Below are 21,392 nucleotides of genomic sequence, written 5' to 3' on the forward strand. Positions count from 1 at the left end.
TGCGGCATCACTGCCAGGTCCTGTGCTCGTAGGCCGTGCCGTCGATGACGACCCAGGCCTCGATCGTGCCGCGGCGCATGCCGAGGTAGCAGCCGATGCGCTCCTCGTAGTTGCCGTTGCCGTCGGTCGTGACGTTGCGGCCGCCGAACGTGCCGCCGTACGGGGCGGGCGCGTTGCTCGCGCACTGCAGGTACATCGTCTTGTTGGGCGGGAAGTCGCGCATCGTGACGTAGAAGTACGAGCAGGTGCCGTCGTTGCAGTTGGGTTGGCCGTTCGCGTCACCGCTCGAGGTGACCCAGGCCCTGGGCGGCGGCTTCGATCCGGAGGTCTCGTTGGCCGAACGCTCGATGGTCTGGCCTGCCGAGTCGGTCACGCGCACGGTGATGGAGTGCTGCTGGCTGTAGCCGTTGCCGACCGTTCGCGAGCCGGTCGCTCCGACGCCCTCCCATCCGCCGCCGTCGATCCGGATCTCGACGGATCGGAGGTCGCGACCGTTCATCGACTGGTTGCCGTTCCACGAGAACGTCACGCTGGTGGCGTTCTGCTGCGTCGAGAGGCCGGGTTGGCTGAGCGGGCCGTAGGGGCGGCCCGAACGCGTGGCCGAGCCGTCGCTGGCGTAGGTGGTGCCGTCGACCGTCGAGACCGACCGTAGGACGACGTTGTACGTCGTGCCGTTGTTGAGACCGGAGATCACGTTGTTGCCCGGGATCGCCGCCCAGCTGCCGCCGCCGTTCAGCGAGTACTGGTGCTGCACCTCGCTGCTCTTCGCACCGTTGAGCGCACCCGCCGTCCACGAGAGAGTGAGTGCCCGGTCGCCGTCGGTGACCGCCGAGAACGAGGGCGCACTGGGCTTGTTCACGCCACGGCGCGGGGCCGACATCGGGCTCCACTCACCCCAGCCCGCTTTGTTGATCGCGCGGATGCGGTAGGTGTAGGGCGTCTCCGACGTCGCGACGGTGACGGCCTGCGAGCGCGCTCCGGCGTTCGGAGTGAGGGTGTTTCGGAGGGTGCTGCCCTCCCACACCTCGAGCTGGAAGGAGTCGATCGCGTCACCGTTGGCGCTGCCGGGCTCCCACGAGACCTGCATCTGCGCCTGGTTGCCGACGCCCTGGATCTCGGCGGTCCTGGGCGCGGCGGCGGGCATCGGGGGGCCCGCCGGGATCTCGGATGCCGACCATCCGCTCCAGCTCGACGGCTCGGGCGCGCGGTTGTGGGCCTGAACGCGCACCTGGTAGTTGCCGCCGTTCTCGAGGCCCTCCCAGGTCATGGAGTTGCCGGTGACCTGCTTCTGCGTGACGCCGGACGGCGGCGCGGGCGAGATCTCGAGCGTGTAGCTCTCGACCGGCGACCCGGGGGTGGTGGGCGTCTTCCAGCTCACGTCGAGGGACTTGTCACCGAACTTCAGCGTCGGCGGGGTGGGTGTGTCGGGGCGTGCGTCCGGCCGCGCGATCGCCGAGCCGCCCGACGGCTCGGACTCGCCGACGCGGTTGGTGGCCGTGACCTGGAACGAGTACTCGACGTTGTTGGTGAGGCCGTCGAGGGTGCAGGTCGTCGAACCGCACTCCTTCGAGTACGGGTTACCCGTCACCGAGCGCACCGTGTACTTCGTGATCTCGGCGCCGTTGTTCGACGGTGCGCCGTACGAGACGACGACCGTGCGATCCTGCACGCTCGACACGGTGGGGGTGCCAGGGGCATCCGGCACGCCCTGCACCGTCACGACGATCTGGCCGTTGGCCTCGCGGTCGGGATCCTTCGTGGCGTCCTGGATGCGGTAGCGCACGACCATCGTGCCGACGAAGTCCGCGGCGGGGGTCACCACGACCTCGTCACCCTGCACTTCGGCACCGCCCGACCCCGACTCGGTCGACGCGTTCAGGAGCTTGAGCGGCGTCTCGGGGAACGGGTTGAAGTCGTTCGCGAGCACGGGCACCGTGATGCTCTTGCCCTGGTCGGCCTCCGAGATCGTGTCGGTGTTCGCGGCCGGGAGCGGCCGGGTCGATGCCCCCACGCGCACCGTGACCGTACCCTCGACGGGTTCGGTCGTGCCGTCGGAGATCTCGAGCTTGAGGGAGGCGACCGTCCCCTTCGCGACATCCGATCCCGCCTCGACGAGCAGCTCCTGGCCGTCGATTCGCGCGCTGATGCCGTCGCCCGCACCGCTGACGTACTTGTACGTGTGCACGCCGGCGTCTTCGGGATCGGGGTCGGTCGTCAGCGGCACGAGGTCGAGGCTCACGGCGTCCTCGCCCGCGGCGACGACCATCTCGGTGCCGATGAACTCCGGCTGCTGGTTGTCGGGCGGCAGCACGTTGATCGGGATGCTCAGTGTGGCCTTGCGTCCCTCGGGGTCGTCGGGCCCGGTGCCGTCGGTGACCTCGAAGGTGAGGGCGTCCTGCCCGAAGTAGCCGTCGGCCGAGGTGTAGACCAGCGTCGTCTCGTCCTGCACGAGGTCGGCGCCGTTCGCGTGCACGGCGCTCACGCGGGCGTGCTCGGTGATGCGGGCCGTGCCGCCGCCGGCGACCGTGACGTAGTCGGCGAGCGGCACTTCCTTCGTCTCGCCGCTCATGACCTCGAGCGGCTCGGTGGAGTCGAGGATCGGGCGCAGATCGGATTCGGCCGGCACGAAGATGAAGGCCGACGCCTCGAGGCCGTCCTGGTCGGTGAGGGTGTAGCGGATGAGCTGGAGCTCCTCGGTGACGGTGACCCGCACCATCCCGTTATCGAGCTGAGTCGCGCCCTCGCCGAGGGTCACCTCGAGCCGGTCGGTGGTGCCGTCGGGGTCTTCGTCGTTGGCGAGGATGTCGATGTCGGCATCCATCGTGCCCTCGGTGAGGTCGGTGGGCCGCACCCGGTCATCGCGGGCGATCGGCGCCTGCAGGGGCACGTCGTCGTCGACCGTGATCTGCAGAGCGGCAGTCGCGGTCGCGCCCCGGGTATCGCGGATCGTGTACTGCAGAGAGGTCTCGAGCGAACGATCCGGCGCCTGCACGAGCACGCGGTCTCCCGAGACGCGCGCCTCGATACCGGTGTCGGTCGGCACCTCCAGGCCGTCTTCGACCAGGACGATCTTGTCGCCCTCGGGATCGGAGTCGTTCTCCATCACGGGAACGGCGATCTCGCGACCGGGCCGTACGACGACGGCATCCTTCACCGCGTACGGCGCCTGATTGACTTTCTCGGGCGGCGCGATGCCGACGCGGATCGTGGCGATGCCCTCCTTGCCGAGGCGGTCGCGCACGCGGTACTTGAACACGTCGACACCGGCCGAGCCGTCGAAGGCCTCGTAGGTGAAGTAGTTCTGCGCGGTCTCGGTGATGCGGCCCTTGGTCGGGTTCGAGGCGATGTCGATCAACTCGACCGAGTCGCCGTCGGCATCGATGCCGTCGAGCGGTACCGCGATGTTGGCGGTCGATCCCGCGAGCACGCGCGCCACGAGGTCCTGTGGACGCGGAGCGGCGTTCGTCTCCTCGTCGACCGGCAGGATCTGGATGGTGACGTACCCGGCATCCTTCTGCTGACGCGAATCGACGGCTTCGTACGTGAGATAGACGGTCTTCGCGACCGGACCGGCCTTGAAGCGCACCGTGTCCTGCGACACGAAGGCCTCGCCGTCCTCGGGATCGACGAGAGGCTCGACGAGCTCGGGCACGACGTGCAGCACGTCGTCGTTCGGGTGGGTGTCGTTGTCGAGCACCGGGATCGTGACGACGTCACCGGCGCGCACCGTCGCGGTGTCGTCGTTCACGACGGGTTGGAGTAACTTGTCGGGTGCCGGGATCGGGATCACCACGACCTCGCCCTCGGCCGACTTCGAGCCGTTCGAGATGCGATAGGTGATGCGCGCCTGATCGGTCAGCGCGCCCTGGTCGGTGATGCGCAGCGTCTCGTGATTGATGACCGACACCGAGATGCCGGAGTCCTCCTCGATCGACACCGACTGCACGACGAGGATGCCGCCGGCGGGGTCGACGTCGTTGGCGAGCACGCCCACGAGCACGTCGCCACCGGTGGGCAGCAGCGCGACGTCGCGCACGGCGACCGGAGGCAGATCGGTCTCGGTCGCCTCGAGCACGTCGACGCGCACGATGCCCTCGCCGTTCTCTGGGCCCGCGGTCGCGAGGTACAGCACGTAATAGGTATCGGCCTTGTCCGCGGTGAAGGTGAACGTCTTGTTCGGGGCGTCGGGCAACACGGTGGCGCCGGGCACCTCGCTCACGCGGCCGAGGCGCAGCGGCTCGCGGCCCGAGCTCGTGTCGTTCGCGAGCGGGGCGATCGTAACCTGCTCGCCGACGCGGGTCACGACATGGTCGGCGTTGGTCTTCGGCTTCGTCGATCCCTCGGGGCGCACATCGAGGGTGAGGGATGCCGTCGCGCTCTCGCCGTATCCGTCGGCGACCGTGACCTGCACCTCCTTGCGACCCTGCAGGCTCGCGGTGGCCTTGTAGGTGATCTGACCGTCGGTGCTGAAGTCGACCTCGTCACCGGGCGCGGGAACGACGTCCTTCAGGTAGACGTCGTCGCCTTCGGGATCGATCCAGTCCGGGAGGATGTTGTACGAGACCGTCCCGCCCGTCTCGATCGTCAGGCTCGTCTTACGCTTGGGCACCGGAGCGGTGTTGATGCTCTCGTCGTACACCGTGAGGGTGACGGTCGCCGTGTCCTTGCCGCCTCGACCGTCGTCGGCCTCGTAGGTGAAAGTCGTCGAGCCCTTCGCATCACCGGCCACCGCGATCTGCAGGGATCCGCCGTTCTGCACCTGTTGGATCTCGCCGATCGACGGCTGGGACTCGGCCAGTGTCGCGACCAGCACGTCGCCGTCGGGGTCGTTGTCGTTGTCGAGCACCGGGAGCATGGTCGTCACGCCGGGGCGCACACCGAATGAGTCGTCCTCGGCGATCGGAGGCGTGTTCTCCTCCTTGCGCTCGGGCAGGGTCGTCTCGACGGTCTCCTCGGTGGAGTCGTCCTCGTTCTCGGTCTCGCCCTCGGGCGGGGTGAGGTCGTTCCAGTTGTCTACGCGCTGCAGGCTCTCGTCGGCCAGCCAGGCCGCGCCGCCCACGGCGTCGTTGAGGATGATGACGTCGCGGTTCACGCGGAAGACGAGGCTCTGCACGTCTGACGCACCCTCGACCGTCGCGTTGACGTCGTTGGCACTGCCGGGGCATTCACGGATGAACGTCGCCGTTCCCGCCCAGGCACCGTACGTGCAGCCGCGCAGCCAGACCGGCGCGGTGGGCGTTCCGGTGCCACCGGCCTGGGTCGTGCTCGGCTCGCTGCCGTCGAAGGGCAGTCTCACCAGGGCATCGGGGGTGGCGATGGCGACGGCATCCGTCTCTGCGGATGCCGTCTGCAGAACCGCCTCGTTCGCACCCGGCAGCTCGGCGCGGAAGCCACCCGGCGAGGTGACGATGCCGGCCGCGGCGTCGAGCACGACCGGTGTCGTGCCGACGACGGTGATGGTGGGCCGCGCCGAGGTGTCGATCTCGCCGACGGAGGCGGCCGAGGGGTCGCCCGCCTCGCCTTCGGCGTCGACGGGGACCGTGACGACCTCGCCCCGCTCGGCGGAGAGACCGTAGACGGTGCCGTCCTTGCCGACCACGACGTCGGCGTCGGCGCCGAGTTCGGCGACCGGGTCCTGCACCTCGGGTTCGAATCCGGGCACGCCCTGCACGGGGACGACCCACAGCTCGCCCGTCTTCTGATCGAGGATCGCGGCGGTGCGGTTGCCGAGGGAGACCTTGGAGGCGGCGGGGATCGCCGCCGAATCGCCGAGCGCGACGCGGGCGGGATCGACCGCGGTCATCGTGGAGGCACTCTCGTCGACGACGAGGATGTTGGTGGCATCCTGCAGGATGTCGTAGTTCTCACCGGTCGTGCGCAGACCGCCGTCGAGCACCGTGGACTCGTGGTTGAAGTGGCCGACCAGCAGGCTCGACGTCTTGGTGATCCAGACACCGCCGTCGTTCAGGTCGACCTTGGTGGTCGGGAAGCCCTCGTAGGTGAAGGCCATGGTGGTGATCGCGATCACGCCGACGGTGACGCCGGCGGCGGACGCCAGCGTCTTCGGTCGCGCGCGCATCCAGGACAGCGCCTTCATTCCGTGTTCCCCCCACAGGTCCGTGCTCGACTGGGGCCGAACGGCCTCGGGCCGCTCGGCGCACCTGATCATCCTAACCGCGTGCTGGAATACCGCCGCATGGGGAGAGTTCCCCATGCGGTGCGCCGGGTGTCGGGCGACCCGGTGCCGGGAGAGAGTCGCGGCCGAGGCGAGGAGTCGCGGCTCAGGCGAAGACGACGAAGCCGAGGGTCACGAGCCCCGCGACCGACACGGCGCACGCACCGACGAAGGCGAGCAGTGCCGTGCGACTGCGGCGCACTCCCTGCCGCACCACGGACGGCAGCGCGGGATCCTCGTTGCGGGTCGGTGCCGAGCCGCCTCCGACCACGGGCGGCGCCTTCGGGACGAGCGGGGCGGGGCGCGGCTTGTAGATGGCCGGAGGCTCGGGTTCGGTCGGGCGCTCGAACGAGACCGCGCTCCGAGGGATCGTGTCATCGAGCGAGGAGGAGGCGTCGAACACCGTGTTCCGCCGACGACGAAGTCCGCGCCGGGGACGCACGATCGTTTCCTCGTGGCCCGACGGCGCGACGGAAGCGCCGTCCGGGCGATCGACGACGACCGTCGACTCATCCCTGTCGAACGACGCCGGGCGCGACCGGTCGACCACGACGGTCGACTCGTGGTCCTCGACCGACGATGCGGGTCGGGAACGGTCGACGACGACGGTCGCCTCCTGGTCGTCGCCCGGTGACACCGACCGGGAGCGGTCGACCACGATCGTGGCCTCGTCGACGTCGGATGCCACCGGGCGGGAACGGCCGACGACGACGGTCGCCTCGTCGTCCTCGGCATCCACCGTCGTCTCTGCGCCGTGCGCTCCGGCATCCGCCCGCGCCTCCGCGCGCCGACGGTCGCGGCGCGTGACGATGACGGTCTCCTCGTCGATGCCCTCGTCGGTCATCGGGCGCGCACCGGGATCGTCGTGCCCTCGAGCATCGAGTCGGTACCGACCGACACCGCCATCCGGCCGGCCGTGTCGTCGTCGCGGCCGGCTCGCAGGCCGCCGGCGACGACGTCGATGACGACGACCGAGACGTTGTCGCGACCGCCCGCCTGCAGCGCGCGGCGCACGAGGGCGGAGGCCGCGGTCTCCGGTCGCCCGCACATCGTCAGCGTGGCGCGGATCGCCTCGTCGCTCACCTCGCCGCTGAGACCGTCGGAGCAGAGCAACAGGCGTTCGCCGTCGATCACGGGCAGCAGCCAGCTGTCGGCCTCGCTGTCGGCCGCGCCGATCGCGCGGGTGATGATGTTGCGCTGCGCGAAGGTCGCCAGGTCTTCGGGACGCATCTCTCCCGCGTCGACCATCTCCTGGCCGAGCGAGTGGTCGATCGTCAGCTGTACGAGATCGTTCGCGTGGTGCCGGTAGACCCGCGAGTCGCCGACGTTGAAGACCAGCCAGTGCGGCAGTCCCTCGTGCTCGACGAGTGCCACGCCCGAGACCGTGCTCCCCGCGCCCTGCTTGTGCGCGGCGGCGATCGACTCGACCACGGCGGTGGCCCGGCCGAGCGCCAGACGCACGTCGTCGATCGTGACCGCGGTGCCGCGCAACGGCTCGAAGGCGGCGACCACGGCGGCGCTCGCCCGGTCACCGGCCTCGTGCCCGCCCATGCCGTCGGCCACGAGGAACACGGGGGCGGCGGTGAGCAGGGAGTCCTCGTTCGCGGCGCGCTTGAGACCGGTGTCGGTCAGTGACGCGACATTGAGGACGACCTGGTCGACGGTCACGAATCGCGCTCCGCGATCACGTGCATCCCGACCTCGCCGAGAATGAAGCGCCCGGTGCCGACCACGCTCTCGCCCGGATCGAGCAGCACCTCGGTGCCGTCCTCGGCCACCACGACGACGCCATTGGTCGCGTGCAGATCGGTCAGCCGCCACTCGTCGTCGGTGACGACGAGACGCGCGTGGGTCTTCGAGAGGGTGCGGGTCGCGTCGGTGATCGACAGACGCTGCTCGCCCGGATCGCCGACCGGATTGCGTCCGATCACGACGCTCGCACCCGAGAGCGCGAAGCTGCGGCCGTCGTCGAGCACGAGCGAGCGACGAACGCCGCGCTTGCGGGCCACGACGACGGTCGCTTCGAGGTCGTCGTCGACGGCGACCTGGCGAGGCTTGATGATCGTCTGCGCGAGGTCGTCGCCGAGGAGATCGTCGGGTTCCGGAGTGATCGCCTCGGGAGCGGGACGCGTGACCGGAGGCGCCGCCGGATCGGCGGTCGGCGGCGTGGCGATGAGCGGCACCGGCGGGATGACGGATGCCGGGGCATCCGTCGCAGCAGCCGGCGGAGCGGGCGGCGCCGGGGGCGTGAAGGCCGGCGGCCGCGGAGCGAAGGCATCCGGCAGCGCGTACTCCTCGGCCGGGGCGGTCGGGGGCGCGGCCGGAGCAGCGGGGCTGGCCGGCTCGACGAATGCCGTCGGCGGAGCGAACGACGGAGCATGCGGCTGCGGGGCCGGAGTCTGAGGAGCCGAACTCTGCGAGGCGGCGGGCTGCGCGGGCTCGGCCTGCGGAGGCTGCGGGGCGGAAGCCGGGGGCTGCGGGGCCGGGGCGAACGCCTGCCACTCGGCGGGGATCCCGGCGGGAGCGGATGCCTCGGCGTCACCGTTCGTCGGGCGCGCGGCGGGGATGAATCCGCCGGTCGGAGCCGCTCCGGCGTGTGCCGACGCGGGGCGCTGCGGCGCGAAGGCCGGGAGCGCATAGTCGCGGGTGTCTCCGGTCGTCGGTTCGAGCAGCGGCTGTGGGGTGCGGCGCGGGCCGGGCTGCAGGGCCGCGAGGCGGTCACCCTCCGGGTACGGCGGCGCACCGGCGGCGAGAATCGATGCCCAGACGGGCGGCAGCAGGATCGCGAGCACGGTCGACCCGGCACCGCGACCGAACTGCTCGTTGATGCGGTGCGTCGCGATCACCTTCAGATAGATGCCGTAGATCTGCACGATCGGGATGAGGTAGAAGACGACCTTCCAGGCGGCGACCCCACCGCGTGCGAGGATCTCGGCCTCGTTCAGGATGGGCACCCACCCCTTCCACGCCTCGCCCCCGAGCCGCGGGAACAGGCGCGACAGCGCCACCGCGTACCAGACGTAGATGCCGAGGCCGAGGAGCAGGCCGACACCCCATCCGATGAACAGCATCGCGAGCAGTCCGGACTCTGCTGACGGTGTCATGAGGTCTCCTTCTGCCGGTCGTGGGGCGAACCGGCTACTGCGAGCGTACCGATCGCCGGACGGCGACCCGCGAAACGAGGACCGCTCGTCGGTCTCGCACGGTGCAGCAACGAGGTCAGGCGCACCCGCGCGACCAGACGTCGCCAGCGGGTGTCGGCCGTCGAGAGCGCGGCTCGTTCGTCGTCGACGATCTGCCAGGCGGCGACGGCATCCGCATCGGTGGGCGGATGCCCCGCGAAGACGCCGCGGTCGACGAGCACCGCGAGCCGCACGGCGGCCGAACGATCGGTCGAGCGGGCGCGCTGCACGCGCGTGCCCTGGGCCTGCAGGGCGACGTCGTGATCGGTGTACAGGTCGACGAGCTCTTCCCAGGCGCCCGCGAGCCGCACCTCGGGATCGTCGGCGTCGCGCCGCGCGCGTGCCCGACGGCCCTTCGCGATCAGCAGCACCAGCAGCGGAAGCGTCACGAGCACGAGCACGAGCACGCCCAGGCCGACGGCGCGCAGGATCGGCAGCAGAACGGCCAGGAACTGCGACTCGGGGGCCTCCAGCGGCGGAGCGTCGTCGTTCGAGTCGCTCTGCGCCTGCGGCGGGTCGAGCGCCTCCGAGCGCGGCTGCTCCGGAACGGTCGGATGCTCGGGCAACTGCTCGCCCTCGGTGATCGCACTCGGCAGCATCGCGTACTGCGGCGTGACGTCGATCGGCATCCATTCGCCGCCGGTGGACCGCACCTCGACCCAAGCGCTCATGCTCTCGCCCGTGCAGACCTCGGTACAGGCCGGGATGCCGGGCACCTCCTCGGCACCCGCCAGACGGGCACCGATGACCACACGCGACTCGAACCCCCAGTGCTCGGCGAGCAGTGCGGCGGCCGTCGAGAACTGCTCGTCGTCGCCGATCGCCGACACCAGCAGCTCGGGCGCGGCATCCGACCCCGCCCGCCTCTCCTGCTCGACCATCGCGGTGAAGACCTCCTCGATGCGCGCCGCCGAGTGACCGGCGTAGCTCGAGGCGAAGCCGTAGCCCTCGGCCCCGTCGAGCGCGGCGATCCACCCTGCCGACGCCGCGTCGTCGAGCACGGCGTGGCTGAGGTAGCCGCGTGAGCGCAGTCGGTCGATCAGTTCGACGTAACCGGCGCCCGTGCGCGGTTGCTCCTGCATCTCGGCCCACTCGACCAGCGCCGGGAACGCGTCGGCGTCGAGCGTCGAGTCGCCGCCCTGCAGCGACTCGATCCCGTCGTCGGTGGCCGGGGCGTCGACGAGTACCGAGTAGCGGTCGCCCGGAACCAGTCCGCTCCCCCCGCCCGGAGCGTCTGCGATCGTGATGGCCGTGTCGCCGTCGGCGTCGATGTGGAACCCGTCGGCGAGAGCATCCGCCCGCGATCCGGCGAACGCCGGCGCCTCGGCGAGTCCGGCGGGGGTCGGAACCCAGATGCCGCGATAGGCATCGCCCACCGTGATGTCGAGCGCGACACGGCCCTGGCCCGGGCCGGCGGTGCGTGGGAGCCGACTGAAGCGGTCGTCCTCCGCGATGTGGAAGTCGTTGCCGTCGTAGGCGTCGAGAGTGACGAGGCGGATGCGATCGACGGGTCCGGGGTCGCCCTGTACGCCGAACACGGTCTCGTCGAGGCGATCCCCCGCGAACCACGCGCGGTACGAACCGAGCGGACTCGTCTGCTGCTGCACGACGATCATGGGCTCGACCTCGTCGCGCAGCACCGCGCGGTCGGTCCAGCCGGCGGCGACGGGGGCCGCAGCGAATCCCGCGACGAGCGCCACGACCACGAGCGCGCCCGCGAGCAGATGCCGGCGGATGCTGAGCCACACCGGTGCCCCCCGGCGCGAGACGCCGGTCGCCGCGACGATGCGCAGCGCCTGCGCCCGCTCGATGCGCGCGCGGCCGATCACCCAGATCAGAGCAGCGGCGAACACGCCCACACCGATCAGCCACTCGCGCGGAGCGGGCAGCTCGATGCCGAAGAGTGTGACCGCCGAACTCGTCGCGCTCAGCCCGAAGGCCACCCCGAAGACGACCATCCCGACGACGACCGGGACCGCCGCCAGGGCGCGACGCCCGGGGTGGAGGGCGAGGAAGGTCGCGAGGAATCCACCGAACAGCATCACGACGAGGAACGGGATGAGCACGGCCTGGTACTCGCCGAGCGGTGGGGCCAGGGTGAGCATCTGCTTCCACCCCAGCACGACGCCGAGCACGGCGTCGCGCAGACCGCCGAGGAACGCGGGCACCGACGACAGCGCCGAGGGGATCGCCAGAGGCACGGCGACGATCAGGTACGTGGCCACTGCCGCGAGCGCGGCGAGAAGAGCGCCCCAGCGCAGAACCCGCGCGAGGACCGCGACGCCCATTCCGAGCAGGCCACCGGCGACACCGACGACGAGCGCGCGGGGCGACTCGTACACGGGCCAGGCGGCGGCCGTCGCGAGCGCGATGCCGACCGCCACGAAGCCGAGCGCCCAGAACGTGAGGGCCGAGAACCGGAGCGCGGAGCCGTTCGCTCCCCGGAGACGCGTGCGCGCGCCGCTCATCGGAGCGCTCCTCGCGCCAGCATCTGCGGCAGATCGCCGAGCGCGCCGAGGGTCATGACCGACAGCTCGCGGGCCGTGCGCATCGTGGGCTGCTCGCCGAGCTCGCTGCGTACGGCGATGGCGTCGACCTGCGCGGGCAGCTTCACCGCAGCGTGGCGCAGGCGGTCGAGCGGAGTGCGGGATCCGGTGAGCAGGAACCCGATCGAGAGGTCGGGGTACGACTGCACGGTCAGCGCCGCCACGGCCTCGAGACGCATGACCCGGTCGGAGGCGTCGAGGGTCGAGGTGGCGTCGAGCATCGCCTTCGGCGTGGCGGTCGGCAGGGTGCGGATCGACAGCACCTCGGTGCGACTGTGCTCGGGGATCTCGTTGCTCACCGAGAACAGCACGTCTCGGCCGTCGCGAACCCCCTGCAGCGCGAGGGATGCCGCGGCGCTCACCGTGTTCTCGAACTCGTCGTCGCTGTCGTACGACTCGGCGTCGAGGTCGAGGATGATCGCGATGCGGGCGTGCCGCGACTCCTCGTACTGACGCACCATGAGCGTGCCGGTCTTGGCGGTCGACTTCCAGTGCACGTGGCGCTGCGAGTCGCCCACGACGTACTCCCGCACGGCGTGGAACGACAGGTCGGCGTCGACGAGCGTCGTGCTCGGGGTGCCGTCGAGGTCTCGGATGAGCCCCGCACTGGTGCTGGGGATGCGCACGGTGACCGGATGCACATGGATGCGCTGCACCTCGGGCCAGCGCATCTCGCGTCGGAGGATGCCGATCGGATCACCGCGCGTGATCGTCATCGGCCCGACGTCGATCACGCCGCGACGGTGCGCCGCGATCGTGAGCTCTTCGCGATGATGCCCGTCGGGACGCAGCAGAGGCACGTGCGCCTCGACGAGCCCCTCGCCGACCGGGACGTCGACCACGCCGGGCAGCGACAGGCGAGTGCCGTTGTTGCGCACGTCGAGCACCGCACCGATCTCGGCTCCTGCGACGACGCGATCACGGTCGAGGGTGAGATGGATGCGGTAGTCGTGCGCGCCCAGCACGAAGGGCACGCACACGATCAGGAGCACCAGCGCGATCGCCGCGACGGCCCACGCCTCGACCCAGCCGAAGAGCAGCCCGGCGACGACGCCGAGCACCAGCGCCGTGGCCACGAGAAGCCCGGCGGCCGTCACCGTCTCGCGCACCCAGCCGGCCGTGCGGCGGGCCGCTCGGGCGATCGTGCGCCCGGCTCGACGCATGCCGAACACCGCCCCGCGCACGGGGCCGCGGCGCGTCTGCGCGTACCGCGTCACCGTCGCCGTACGCGTCGAGGTCGACGTGTGCGCCGTCGTACGGGTCAGGCGCGATTCGGTGTTGAAGCTCACGCAGTGCCGTTCTCGCGCGGGGGTTCGACGTCGAGCAGGATCTGACCGACCACGGCCACCGCGGTCACGCCGTCGAACTCGGCCTCGGGCTCGAGCACGAGGCGGTGCGCCAGAGCGACGACGGCGAGCTCGCGCACGTCGTCGGGGGTGGCGTAGGTGCGACCGTTCTTCGCCGCCCAGGTCATCACGAGCCGCGACAGCGCGATCGCGCCGCGCACGCTGGCCCCCAGACGCACCTCGGATGCCCGGCGCGTGGCGTCGACGATGCGCATGATGTAGTCCGAGACGAGCGGGTTCACGTACACGCCGCGCGCCATCTCGGTCATCGTCAGGATCGTGTCGGTGCCGACGATGCCGTCGAGCACTCGGGTCGGCTGCGCCGCTCCCTGCAGGATGCGCATGGTCGCCGCGTCATCGGGATAGCCGATCGAGGTCTTGATCATGAAACGGTCGAGCTGCGCCTCGGGCAGACGGTACGTGCCGCCCTGCTCGATCGGGTTCTGCGTGGCCATCACGAGAAACGGCGAGCCGACCGGGCGGGTGACGCCGTCGACCGTCACCGTTCCCTCCTCCATGACCTCGAGCAGCGCGGACTGCGTCTTCGGGCTCGCCCGGTTGATCTCGTCGGCGAGCACGATGTTCGCGAACACAGGACCCGCGTGGAACTCGAACGTGCCCTCCTTCTGGTCGTACACGGTGATGCCCGTGACGTCGCCGGGGAGCAGGTCGGGGGTGAACTGGATGCGCGTGCTCGTGCCGGAGATCGTCTGGCCGATGGCACGGGCGAGTGCGGTCTTGCCGGTGCCCGGGTAGTCCTCGAGCAGCACGTGCCCACCGCTGATGCCCGCCGCGAGCACCAGCTCGACGATGTGGCGCTTACCGAGCACGACCTGCTCGACGTTGCCGGTGAGGACCGAGAACGTCTCGGCGAACCAGGCGGCCTGTTCGGGGGCGATGGTCACGGGTGCAGCGGAGGAAGCAGGCATAGGAGCAACAGTATTCTTCTCGATGGTCTCGGACGGGTCAGGGGGTGCAGGCGGCGGGGACGCGATGCGTGATCGGGGCGAGCGATGAGTACGCGCCCGTCCACGTGAGGGTGATGTCGTAGGAGGGCGGGTCCGTAGCGGTCGGGCCCGGGATCTCCACCGGGGTGCCGAGCGAGTAGGAGCCGCGAGCGGCGCCGGAGACGTTGACGACATCGCCGGCGTTCTCGGGAAGGCACTGTCCGAAGGTCGCATCGACGATAGTGGGCGCGGTCTCGGCAGAGATCTGCACGGCCGCCGAGCAGTACCCGGGGACGACGGAGTGACAGCCCTGGGCGGTGATCTGGCCCGGCGCGGCGTCGCGGCTGAGCGAGAAGTCCTGCGTCCGCGTGCCGTACATGTTGTACCAGACCACGAAACCGTTGCGCACCGAGATCGACGGACCACGCTCGAGCGGGTAGTCGTACGTGTTGCCGCTCTTGCTCGGCGCCGTCGCGACCCTGTAGCTGGCATCGCCGCCGGGCCCTTCGACCGAGGTGAAGGTGAAGACCTGGGTCGTCGAGCTCTCGCTGACGCCGTACCCGTTCGAGGCGCACGCCTTGACGTAGTAGAGCTGGTACTCGACGAGGCCGTCGAGCGAGGGTGAGGACGACTCCCGCTCGGCTCCCGAGACGTTGAGACTGCCGTCGCCGTTGGCCGTGCACGACACACTGCCCGAGCGCCAGGCGACGTACCTGATGTCCACGCCGCGGTCGCTGCCGTTCGCCTGCGCAGCCCCGGCGCCGGGCGAGGAGATGCTGATCGAGGTGTTCGACGATGCGCCCGCGCTTGTGTTCGACGGCTCGAAGTACACCGTGCCCGCCGCGGTCACCTGGGTGCGGAAGGCCCCGCCCTCGTTGCCCCCGTCACCGGTCGGCGGCTGGAACTGGCTGACCGGCACGATCGTGAGGGTCTGGGCGCCGGGCGCGAGCGCGAGCTGAGCCTTCGTCGTGCCACCGCTGCGCTCGATGACCTGCCCGGTCTCCTCGACTCGGAACGAGCGCGCGTCATCCGGCGCGTCGATCGACAGATCGACCGCCGCACGATTGCGGTCGGTGACCCCCGGGCGGTACACCGGCGTCGCCGTCGCGTTCGACACCGTCGGCGCCGCGTACGCCCAGCTGGTGTGCGCGGAGGTCGGAGCCGATGCACCGACGGAGTTGACCGCGGATGCCGTGAACGCATGCCGTTCGCCGTTGACCAGGCCGTTCACCGTGCAGCGGTACAGGCCGCCACCGGCCGGCCCGCACGAGGCGTTCGCGGCCGCACCGTCCTGCTGGATGGTCACGCCCGTGACCGAGGGATGCGCACGCCCGGCCTCGCCCAGGGGCACCTCGAGCACGACGGTCGAGCGCGTGTACCCGACGGTCGTGACGCTCGCCGGCGCCTGCGGGTACCCCTGCAGGTCGAGGGTCAGGGTTCCCGTACCGGTGCGGCCCTGAGCATCCGCCACCACGAACGGCACCACGCACTGCCCGCCGGGGGCCTGTCCGCCGCCGGGCCAGCTCGCGGTGATCGCGCGCTCGCCGGCTGCGGCGAGCGTCGCGACGTCGCAGCGGGCGCCGGAGCCGAGCGACACCAGCTTCAATCCCGAGCCCTGCTTGCCCGCGAACGGGTCGTACTCTCCGGCGATGTCGACGACGTCGATCGAGCAGCTGGGGCTGGTCACGACGCACTGCTTCGTGAAGGTAGCCCCGCGCGGAGCATCCGGCGGTGCCGCCCCGACGACCAGGCGCACGGATGCCTTGGCCTCGCCGTACTGCGAGACGGTCACCTCGACGGCCTCGGCGGTGCCGGGGCGGGCGTCGGCATGCGCCTCGACGGTGAGTGTCGGGCCGTTCTGAGTCACCGTGAACGAGGCGCCGCTGTAGACCGTGCGGAAGTCGAGCGAACCGGCGTCCCCCTCGCGGCCGCCCTCCCAGCTCGCCATGTTGGCGTAGAGGTCGAAGTCCGCGCTCGCGCCCGGAGCGACGGTGTGAGCGATCGACGACAGCAGCAGCTGCGGTTCGGCGGGACGGATGCTGATGGGCACGTCGATGTACGACCAGCGCTCCTGTCCCTGGAGCCGCACCGGCACGAGACACGTGTCGGACCAGGGCGACTCGCGGCCGGCTCGATAGATCGCCTCTCCCCCGCCTGCGGGGAGGCAGGTCGCCGCAGCGCGCTGAGCGGTGAACTCGCCCGTTCCGATCTCGACCGCGTCGTTCGCCGCGAGGTCGAGATAGTCGGCCACGGTGAACGTCGCCTCGGCGTCTTCGTCGACCACGACCGGGGTCGCACCCGGCGTGATCTGCACCTGCATGTCGTCGAACGCGGGGATGTGCAGGAACCCGTAGGCGACGACGTCGCGTCCGCCCGCGGCGGTGCCCGTGAGCTGGAACGGCACGAGCGCGCCCTCGGCCGGGGCCTCGCCGATGATGCGGTCGCCCTGCACCGAGAAACCGGGCTGGTCGCCCCAGAGACCGAGCTTCAACGCGCTCGCGTCGCCCGACGGCCAGCTGACCCGGTCGGTGACGACGTCGATGCCGCGATCGGCGAGATCGTCGCGGTCGCGGGCGGTGAGCACCGTGTCGGCGACCGTCGGCTGGTCGGTCACGGCACCATCGGTCACCGAGACCACGATGAGGCCCTGCGCGGTGCTCTGCGTGCGACTCGACGTCACCGTGTAGAAGTAGGAGTTCGTGCCCGCGACGTCGCCCGCGCGCAGCACGATGCGTCCGTCTTCGAGCGACGTGTCCGGATCGATCAGCGACTTCAGCCGCTCGTAGAGCGGGTTGCCGGCGACCGGCGGGGCGTTGGGCACCAGCTCGGTGATCTCGAGGTCGCCCTGGGCCGGGTCGAGGTCGTTCGCGCGGGGATCGAGCACGATCGGTGTCGACGAACCGGCCTCGACCCGCACGTAGTCGCTGAAGGTCACCGGAGCGGCATCGTCGATGTCGGCGTCGAGCACGCCGATCCGCACGAGTCCGGTGCCGGTCTCGCCCTGCGGATCGCGGACGGTGTAGCGGAAGGTCGCCTGGCCGCCGTCGACCCCGCCGACCGGTGCACGGTAGACGATCGCGTCGCCGCGCGCCGAGATCGTCGCGGTGCCGGCGCCCTTGCCGGGCTGATCGATTCCGGCGAGCACGACGCGGTCGCCGTCGCTGTCCATACCGGTGGCGGGCACCGACAGCGAGACGGTCTGACCGCTCAGCACCCGGCCGGTGAGCGTGGTGGGCGTGGGAGCACGGTTGGTCCCGGGCGGTACGACGGTCACCGTCACGGCGCCGTCGTCGGAGAGGGAGGGGTTGCGCTCGAGCGACACCGAGTACGTCAGCCGGTACGTGCCGGGCGTCGACGGGGCGAGATAGCGGAGCGCGTTGCCGTCGGCGAAGACGAGCTCTCCCGCCTCGCCCGAACCGGTCACCTCGGGCTGCACGACGAGGGGCTCGCCGCGCGGTGCGACGTCGTTGGCGGTCACGTTGATGCGGGTGAGCGATCCCGCCCGCACGGTGATCGCGTCGGGGAAGACGATCGGACGGGTGACGGTCGACGGCGGCGTGAGGAAGACGGTGACGGTTCCTTCGACGGCCGCGCCCGATCCGTCGGCGACGGTGACGCGGGCACGACCGATCACACCCGGCTCGCCGTCGTCGGTCGTGCCGTTGACGCGGATGCTCTCGTTGTTGACGACCCGCACGCTCAATTGCGGCGACGAGCTCACGGCCCCCGAGAGCATGAGCACGCGGCCCGTGGTGTTCTGCACGGCGCTGAGCACGTCGACCGTGGTGTCCTCACCCTCGCGAACGAACGCCGTGAGCGGAGCCATCGCGAGGGGCGCTGCGCCGTCGACCGCCGTGATGCGGATCACGGCGGACTGCTCGGCCTGGGTCGTGGCGTCCTGCGCGGTGTACGTCACGACGTACTGCCCGGGCTCGGCGACCGTGAGCTCGACATCGCCCGAGGCGAGGTTCGGCGCGACCTCGAGGCCCGCTGCCGTCGCCGCCGTCTGCACGGCGTCGACCAGGCGGTACGAACCGGATCCCCCGGAGAGGTGATCGGAGATGCGTATCGACTGGGGCTCCCCCACCCGCGCGGTCAGCGCGACCGGGGACGCGAGCAGGGCGGGGCTGCCCGTGACCTGCACATCGAGGGTCTTCTCGGCGCGCGCACCGTGCACGTCTTCGACCACGACGGTCACGGGGATGACGGCATCCGCGGCGTTCGGATCGGTGTGGCGGATCGCGACCCGACCGTCGGCCATCGGCACCACCATCACGGGCGCGGCGCTGTCGCTCTCGTAGGCGTCGACGAGCACGAAGGGATCGCCCTCGGGGTCGACCCATCCCGACAGCGCCGGGACGACCGTGCTGCCGCCCGGGAGCAACTGCGGTGTCGGCCACTCCTGCTGGCAGGCGTCGACACCGCACCAGACCGGGGCGGAGTTCACCTCGGGATCGACGACGGTGAGGGTGACGGTCGCGGGTGGCGATACCGCGGCCCCGTCGGTCACGGCATACGTGAAGGAGGTCTGCCCGCTCGTCGCGGTCACGTCGACCACGAGCGATTGCCCGTCGGACACGAGCGACAGCCGACCGAAGCCGGAGTCGCCGAGCCCCACAGACACCGACTCGGGGTCGATGGTGAGGACGTCCTTCTTGTTCGGGTCGTGGTCGTTGAGCAGCACGGGCAGGATGACCTGCTCGCCGGCCCGCACGCCGAACGAGTCGTCGACCGCGACGGGCGGCATCTGCTCCGCCACGTCCTCGACGATGATCGTGCCCTCCTGCTGCTCGGTGTCGTCGTCGATCGCCCACTGCTCGAGCGGGATGAGCACGCCGTCCGGCGCCGTCCAGAGCAGACCGGTGCCGATCTCGCTGAGCACCACGCGGTCGCCGTTGCCCTGGAAGACCGGGGCGATGGCCGCGGACTCGAGGGCGTCGTCGGGGACGGACAGCGTCGTCGTCTCGCCACCGGCCCACAGAGTTCCCGACCCGGTGTCGAGCCAGGCGGCGTAGGTCGTCGCGCCGACGACGACGGGTCGTGCAGGGACGCCGGATGCCTCTGCGATCCGCTCGGCATCGCCCGAGGCGAGCACCACCGAGACGAGGCCGTCGGAGTCTGCGACGACGACGTCGTCACCGGATGCCGCGCCTGCTTGCAGTCGTGCACCCTCGGCGACATCGATCGCGATCGGGGCGTCGACGCTCGACGTCCAGAGTCGCCCTTCCGCGGACTGGAGCATCGCCCATCGATCGCCGATCACGGTGAGCTCGAGACCGTCGCCGCCCTCGGGTGCGTCGGAGACCTCGGCAGCGTCATCGAGGAACCGGTGCTCGTCGATGTCGAACCGTCGCACCGCGCCCTCTTCAGCCGAGTAGAGCGCGAGCACGCCCTCGGGCGAGAGGCCGATCGCATCGGCCGTGTACGACGGCGGGTCCTCGCCCTCTTCGACCTCGACCGCGGCGAAGGGGTCGACCGGAGCCGTGCCAGCCCCCGCGTCGAGGGTGGTGACCGAGACCTGTCCGGTATCGGTGCGATACGCCACGTAGGGCCCCGCCGACACGATCTCGCGGGTTCCGGCCGGAGTCGGCTCAGACGCGAGCGGGGTGCCTTCGTCGCCGGCATCCGCGATCAGGTCGCCGGGGCTCGCGGGATCGAGGTCCCAGCGCTGGCGGTTGCCCTGCGCGTAGAGCACGGCCGAGGAGCCGCTCTGCCACACGGCTTCGGGATCGTCGACGTTGCGCACGGTGTCGATCTCGGCGAGGTCGGTGTTGACGCGCGCGTACTGGCCGCTGTCGCGCATGACCCACACGGCCGATTCGAGCCGCGGCACCTCCTGCGACTGGTAGCCCTGCGCCGTGACGGCGAGGGTGACGACCACGGCGAGCGCCGCGACGCCCGAGATCGCGGCGATGAGGCGCCCGCGGGAGCGGGGCGTCGTCGCGGAGCGGTCGCGGTCGCCGATCGCCATCACAGGACCCCGGTGAGGAACAGGATGCCGGCGCCCGCGCCCGCGATCACGACGGCGCCCACGAGCGCGCCGATCACTCCGGCGACGAGCGGAGAACGCGACGGCGTCCGGGTCGCGACCGGCAGGTCGTCGCGGTCGCGGGCGGCGCCGTGGTGCTTCGCGGCGCGCGCGGCGCGCCGCGAGTCCGGGGCGACGGTGGTGACGACGGGGCCGCGGGGCGCGGCATCCGAGAAGCTGACCGGCGAGGCCGCAGCCCATTCGGCGGATGCCGCTTCGAAGGCGGTGGGTGCGATGCCGAGCTCGTACTGCGCATGACGAAGGCGATCGGCGAACGCAGCCATGCTCGGGAACCGGCGCGACGGGTCCTTCTCCATCGCCGTGGCGAGGATCTCGTCGATGACCTTCGGCATGCCGGCGATCGGCAGCGGGGTGTACCTGGCCTTCACGATGCGTTGGGTGAGCTGCTCGCGGGTGTTCGACGCCCGGTCTTCGCGCTCGAAGGGACTGCGGCTGGAGAGAAGCGTGTACAGCGTGGCCCCGAAACTCCAGACCTCGCTGGCGACCGACCCCGACACCTTCTCCTGCAGCACCTCGGGGGCGCTCCACGGGATCGACATCGCGATGGTCTCGGAGTCGCCCTCGTCGAGCACCGCTGCGGCGATGCCGAAGTCCGCCAGCACGGGGGCGCCGAGCGAGTTGATGAGCACGTTCGAGGGTTTGATGTCGCGGTGCAGCAGCCCCGCCCGGTGCACGGTCTCGAGCGCGCCGGCGATGCGCACGCCGATGTCGAGCACCTCGGCGAGCGGCAGTGGCGCCTTCTTGTAGCGGGCGCTCATCGTGTCGGGGCAGTACTCCATCGCGAAGTACGGGCGCCCGTCCGACGAGATCGACGCCTGGTAGATCGTGACGATGGACGGGTGCGCGCTGAGGCGAGCGGAGATGTCGGCCTCGACGTTGAACGCGCGCAGCACGTCGGAGTTCACGGCATCCGCGAGCAGCACCTTCACGGCGGCGACGCGGCGCGGCATGTCCTGCTCGTAGAGGAACACGTCGGCGAATCCGCCGGAGCCCAGCGGGCGCACATAGCTGTAGCCCGACAGCACGGGAGGCGTGGAGGCAATCCGCTTCGCCACTCGCCCTCCCCCGGGAATTGTCATCGACGGGGGTCGCATCGAAAGCGCCGCGGCACGAGCGCTCCGCGGGTTCCCCCGCGCATGAGTATAAC

At 70.9% G+C, this 21,392-nt stretch carries 9 protein-coding genes; all 9 read right to left on the reverse strand.

Features of this window, described 5'->3' with window-relative positions:
• Positions 1-7 precede the first annotated feature (7 nt).
• The 9 genes from ACIPVN_RS07620 to ACIPVN_RS07660 all read right to left on the reverse strand — a co-directional run bounded on the left by ACIPVN_RS07620 (position 8) and on the right by ACIPVN_RS07660 (position 21,300).
• A complete protein-coding gene (locus ACIPVN_RS07620) occupies positions 8-6,097 on the reverse strand; it encodes an Ig-like domain-containing protein (protein ID WP_400441587.1) in 6,090 nt (2,029 codons plus the stop codon).
• A 184-nt stretch (positions 6,098-6,281) separates the two neighbouring features.
• Positions 6,282-7,019, reverse strand: a complete 738-nt coding sequence (locus ACIPVN_RS07625; protein ID WP_400441590.1) for a hypothetical protein — start codon at positions 7,017-7,019, stop codon at positions 6,282-6,284.
• On the reverse strand, positions 7,016-7,843 hold the full coding sequence (locus ACIPVN_RS07630) for a PP2C family protein-serine/threonine phosphatase (RefSeq protein ID WP_400441593.1): 828 nt from the start codon (positions 7,841-7,843) through the stop codon (positions 7,016-7,018). The genes ACIPVN_RS07625 and ACIPVN_RS07630 overlap by 4 nt, the downstream gene beginning before the upstream one ends.
• Positions 7,840-9,279, reverse strand: coding sequence for a DUF5684 domain-containing protein (locus ACIPVN_RS07635; RefSeq protein WP_400441596.1), 1,440 nt, complete (start codon positions 9,277-9,279; stop codon positions 7,840-7,842). Before ACIPVN_RS07635 ends, ACIPVN_RS07630 begins: the two co-directional genes overlap by 4 nt.
• On the reverse strand, positions 9,276-11,825 hold the full coding sequence (locus tag ACIPVN_RS07640) for a transglutaminase domain-containing protein (protein WP_400441599.1): 2,550 nt from the start codon (positions 11,823-11,825) through the stop codon (positions 9,276-9,278). Before ACIPVN_RS07640 ends, ACIPVN_RS07635 begins: the two co-directional genes overlap by 4 nt.
• The gene (locus ACIPVN_RS07645) at positions 11,822-13,192 is read right to left on the reverse strand and encodes a DUF58 domain-containing protein (protein WP_400441602.1); all 1,371 of its coding nucleotides are present in this window, start codon (positions 13,190-13,192) and stop codon (positions 11,822-11,824) included. The genes ACIPVN_RS07640 and ACIPVN_RS07645 overlap by 4 nt, the downstream gene beginning before the upstream one ends.
• On the reverse strand, positions 13,189-14,178 hold the full coding sequence (locus ACIPVN_RS07650; protein WP_400441605.1) for an AAA family ATPase: 990 nt from the start codon (positions 14,176-14,178) through the stop codon (positions 13,189-13,191). The genes ACIPVN_RS07645 and ACIPVN_RS07650 overlap by 4 nt, the downstream gene beginning before the upstream one ends.
• Before the next feature lie 37 nt (positions 14,179-14,215).
• Positions 14,216-20,167 carry an Ig-like domain-containing protein gene (locus ACIPVN_RS07655; protein ID WP_400441608.1) on the reverse strand — a complete coding sequence of 1,984 codons (5,952 nt, stop codon included), beginning with the start codon at positions 20,165-20,167 and terminating at the stop codon, positions 14,216-14,218.
• The gene (locus tag ACIPVN_RS07660) at positions 20,167-21,300 is read right to left on the reverse strand and encodes a serine/threonine-protein kinase (RefSeq protein ID WP_400441611.1); all 1,134 of its coding nucleotides are present in this window, start codon (positions 21,298-21,300) and stop codon (positions 20,167-20,169) included. Before ACIPVN_RS07660 ends, ACIPVN_RS07655 begins: the two co-directional genes overlap by 1 nt.
• Positions 21,301-21,392 lie beyond the last annotated feature (92 nt).

Source organism: Microbacterium sp. NPDC090003 (assembly GCF_044748385.1).
In the GTDB taxonomy this organism is placed as follows: domain Bacteria; phylum Actinomycetota; class Actinomycetes; order Actinomycetales; family Microbacteriaceae; genus Microbacterium.

What these genes read in the sequence shown, in the direction of transcription:
- ACIPVN_RS07620 (WP_400441587.1), bottom strand. Translation starts at nt 6,097, where the DNA reads ATGAAGGCGCTGTCCTGGATGCGCGCGCGACCGAAGACGCTGGCGTCC.
- ACIPVN_RS07625 (WP_400441590.1), bottom strand. Translation starts at nt 7,019, where the DNA reads ATGACCGACGAGGGCATCGACGAGGAGACCGTCATCGTCACGCGCCGC.
- ACIPVN_RS07635 (WP_400441596.1), bottom strand. Translation starts at nt 9,279, where the DNA reads ATGACACCGTCAGCAGAGTCCGGACTGCTCGCGATGCTGTTCATCGGA.
- ACIPVN_RS07640 (WP_400441599.1), bottom strand. Translation starts at nt 11,825, where the DNA reads ATGAGCGGCGCGCGCACGCGTCTCCGGGGAGCGAACGGCTCCGCGCTC.
- ACIPVN_RS07650 (WP_400441605.1), bottom strand. Translation starts at nt 14,178, where the DNA reads ATGCCTGCTTCCTCCGCTGCACCCGTGACCATCGCCCCCGAACAGGCC.
- ACIPVN_RS07655 (WP_400441608.1), bottom strand. Translation starts at nt 20,167, where the DNA reads ATGGCGATCGGCGACCGCGACCGCTCCGCGACGACGCCCCGCTCCCGC.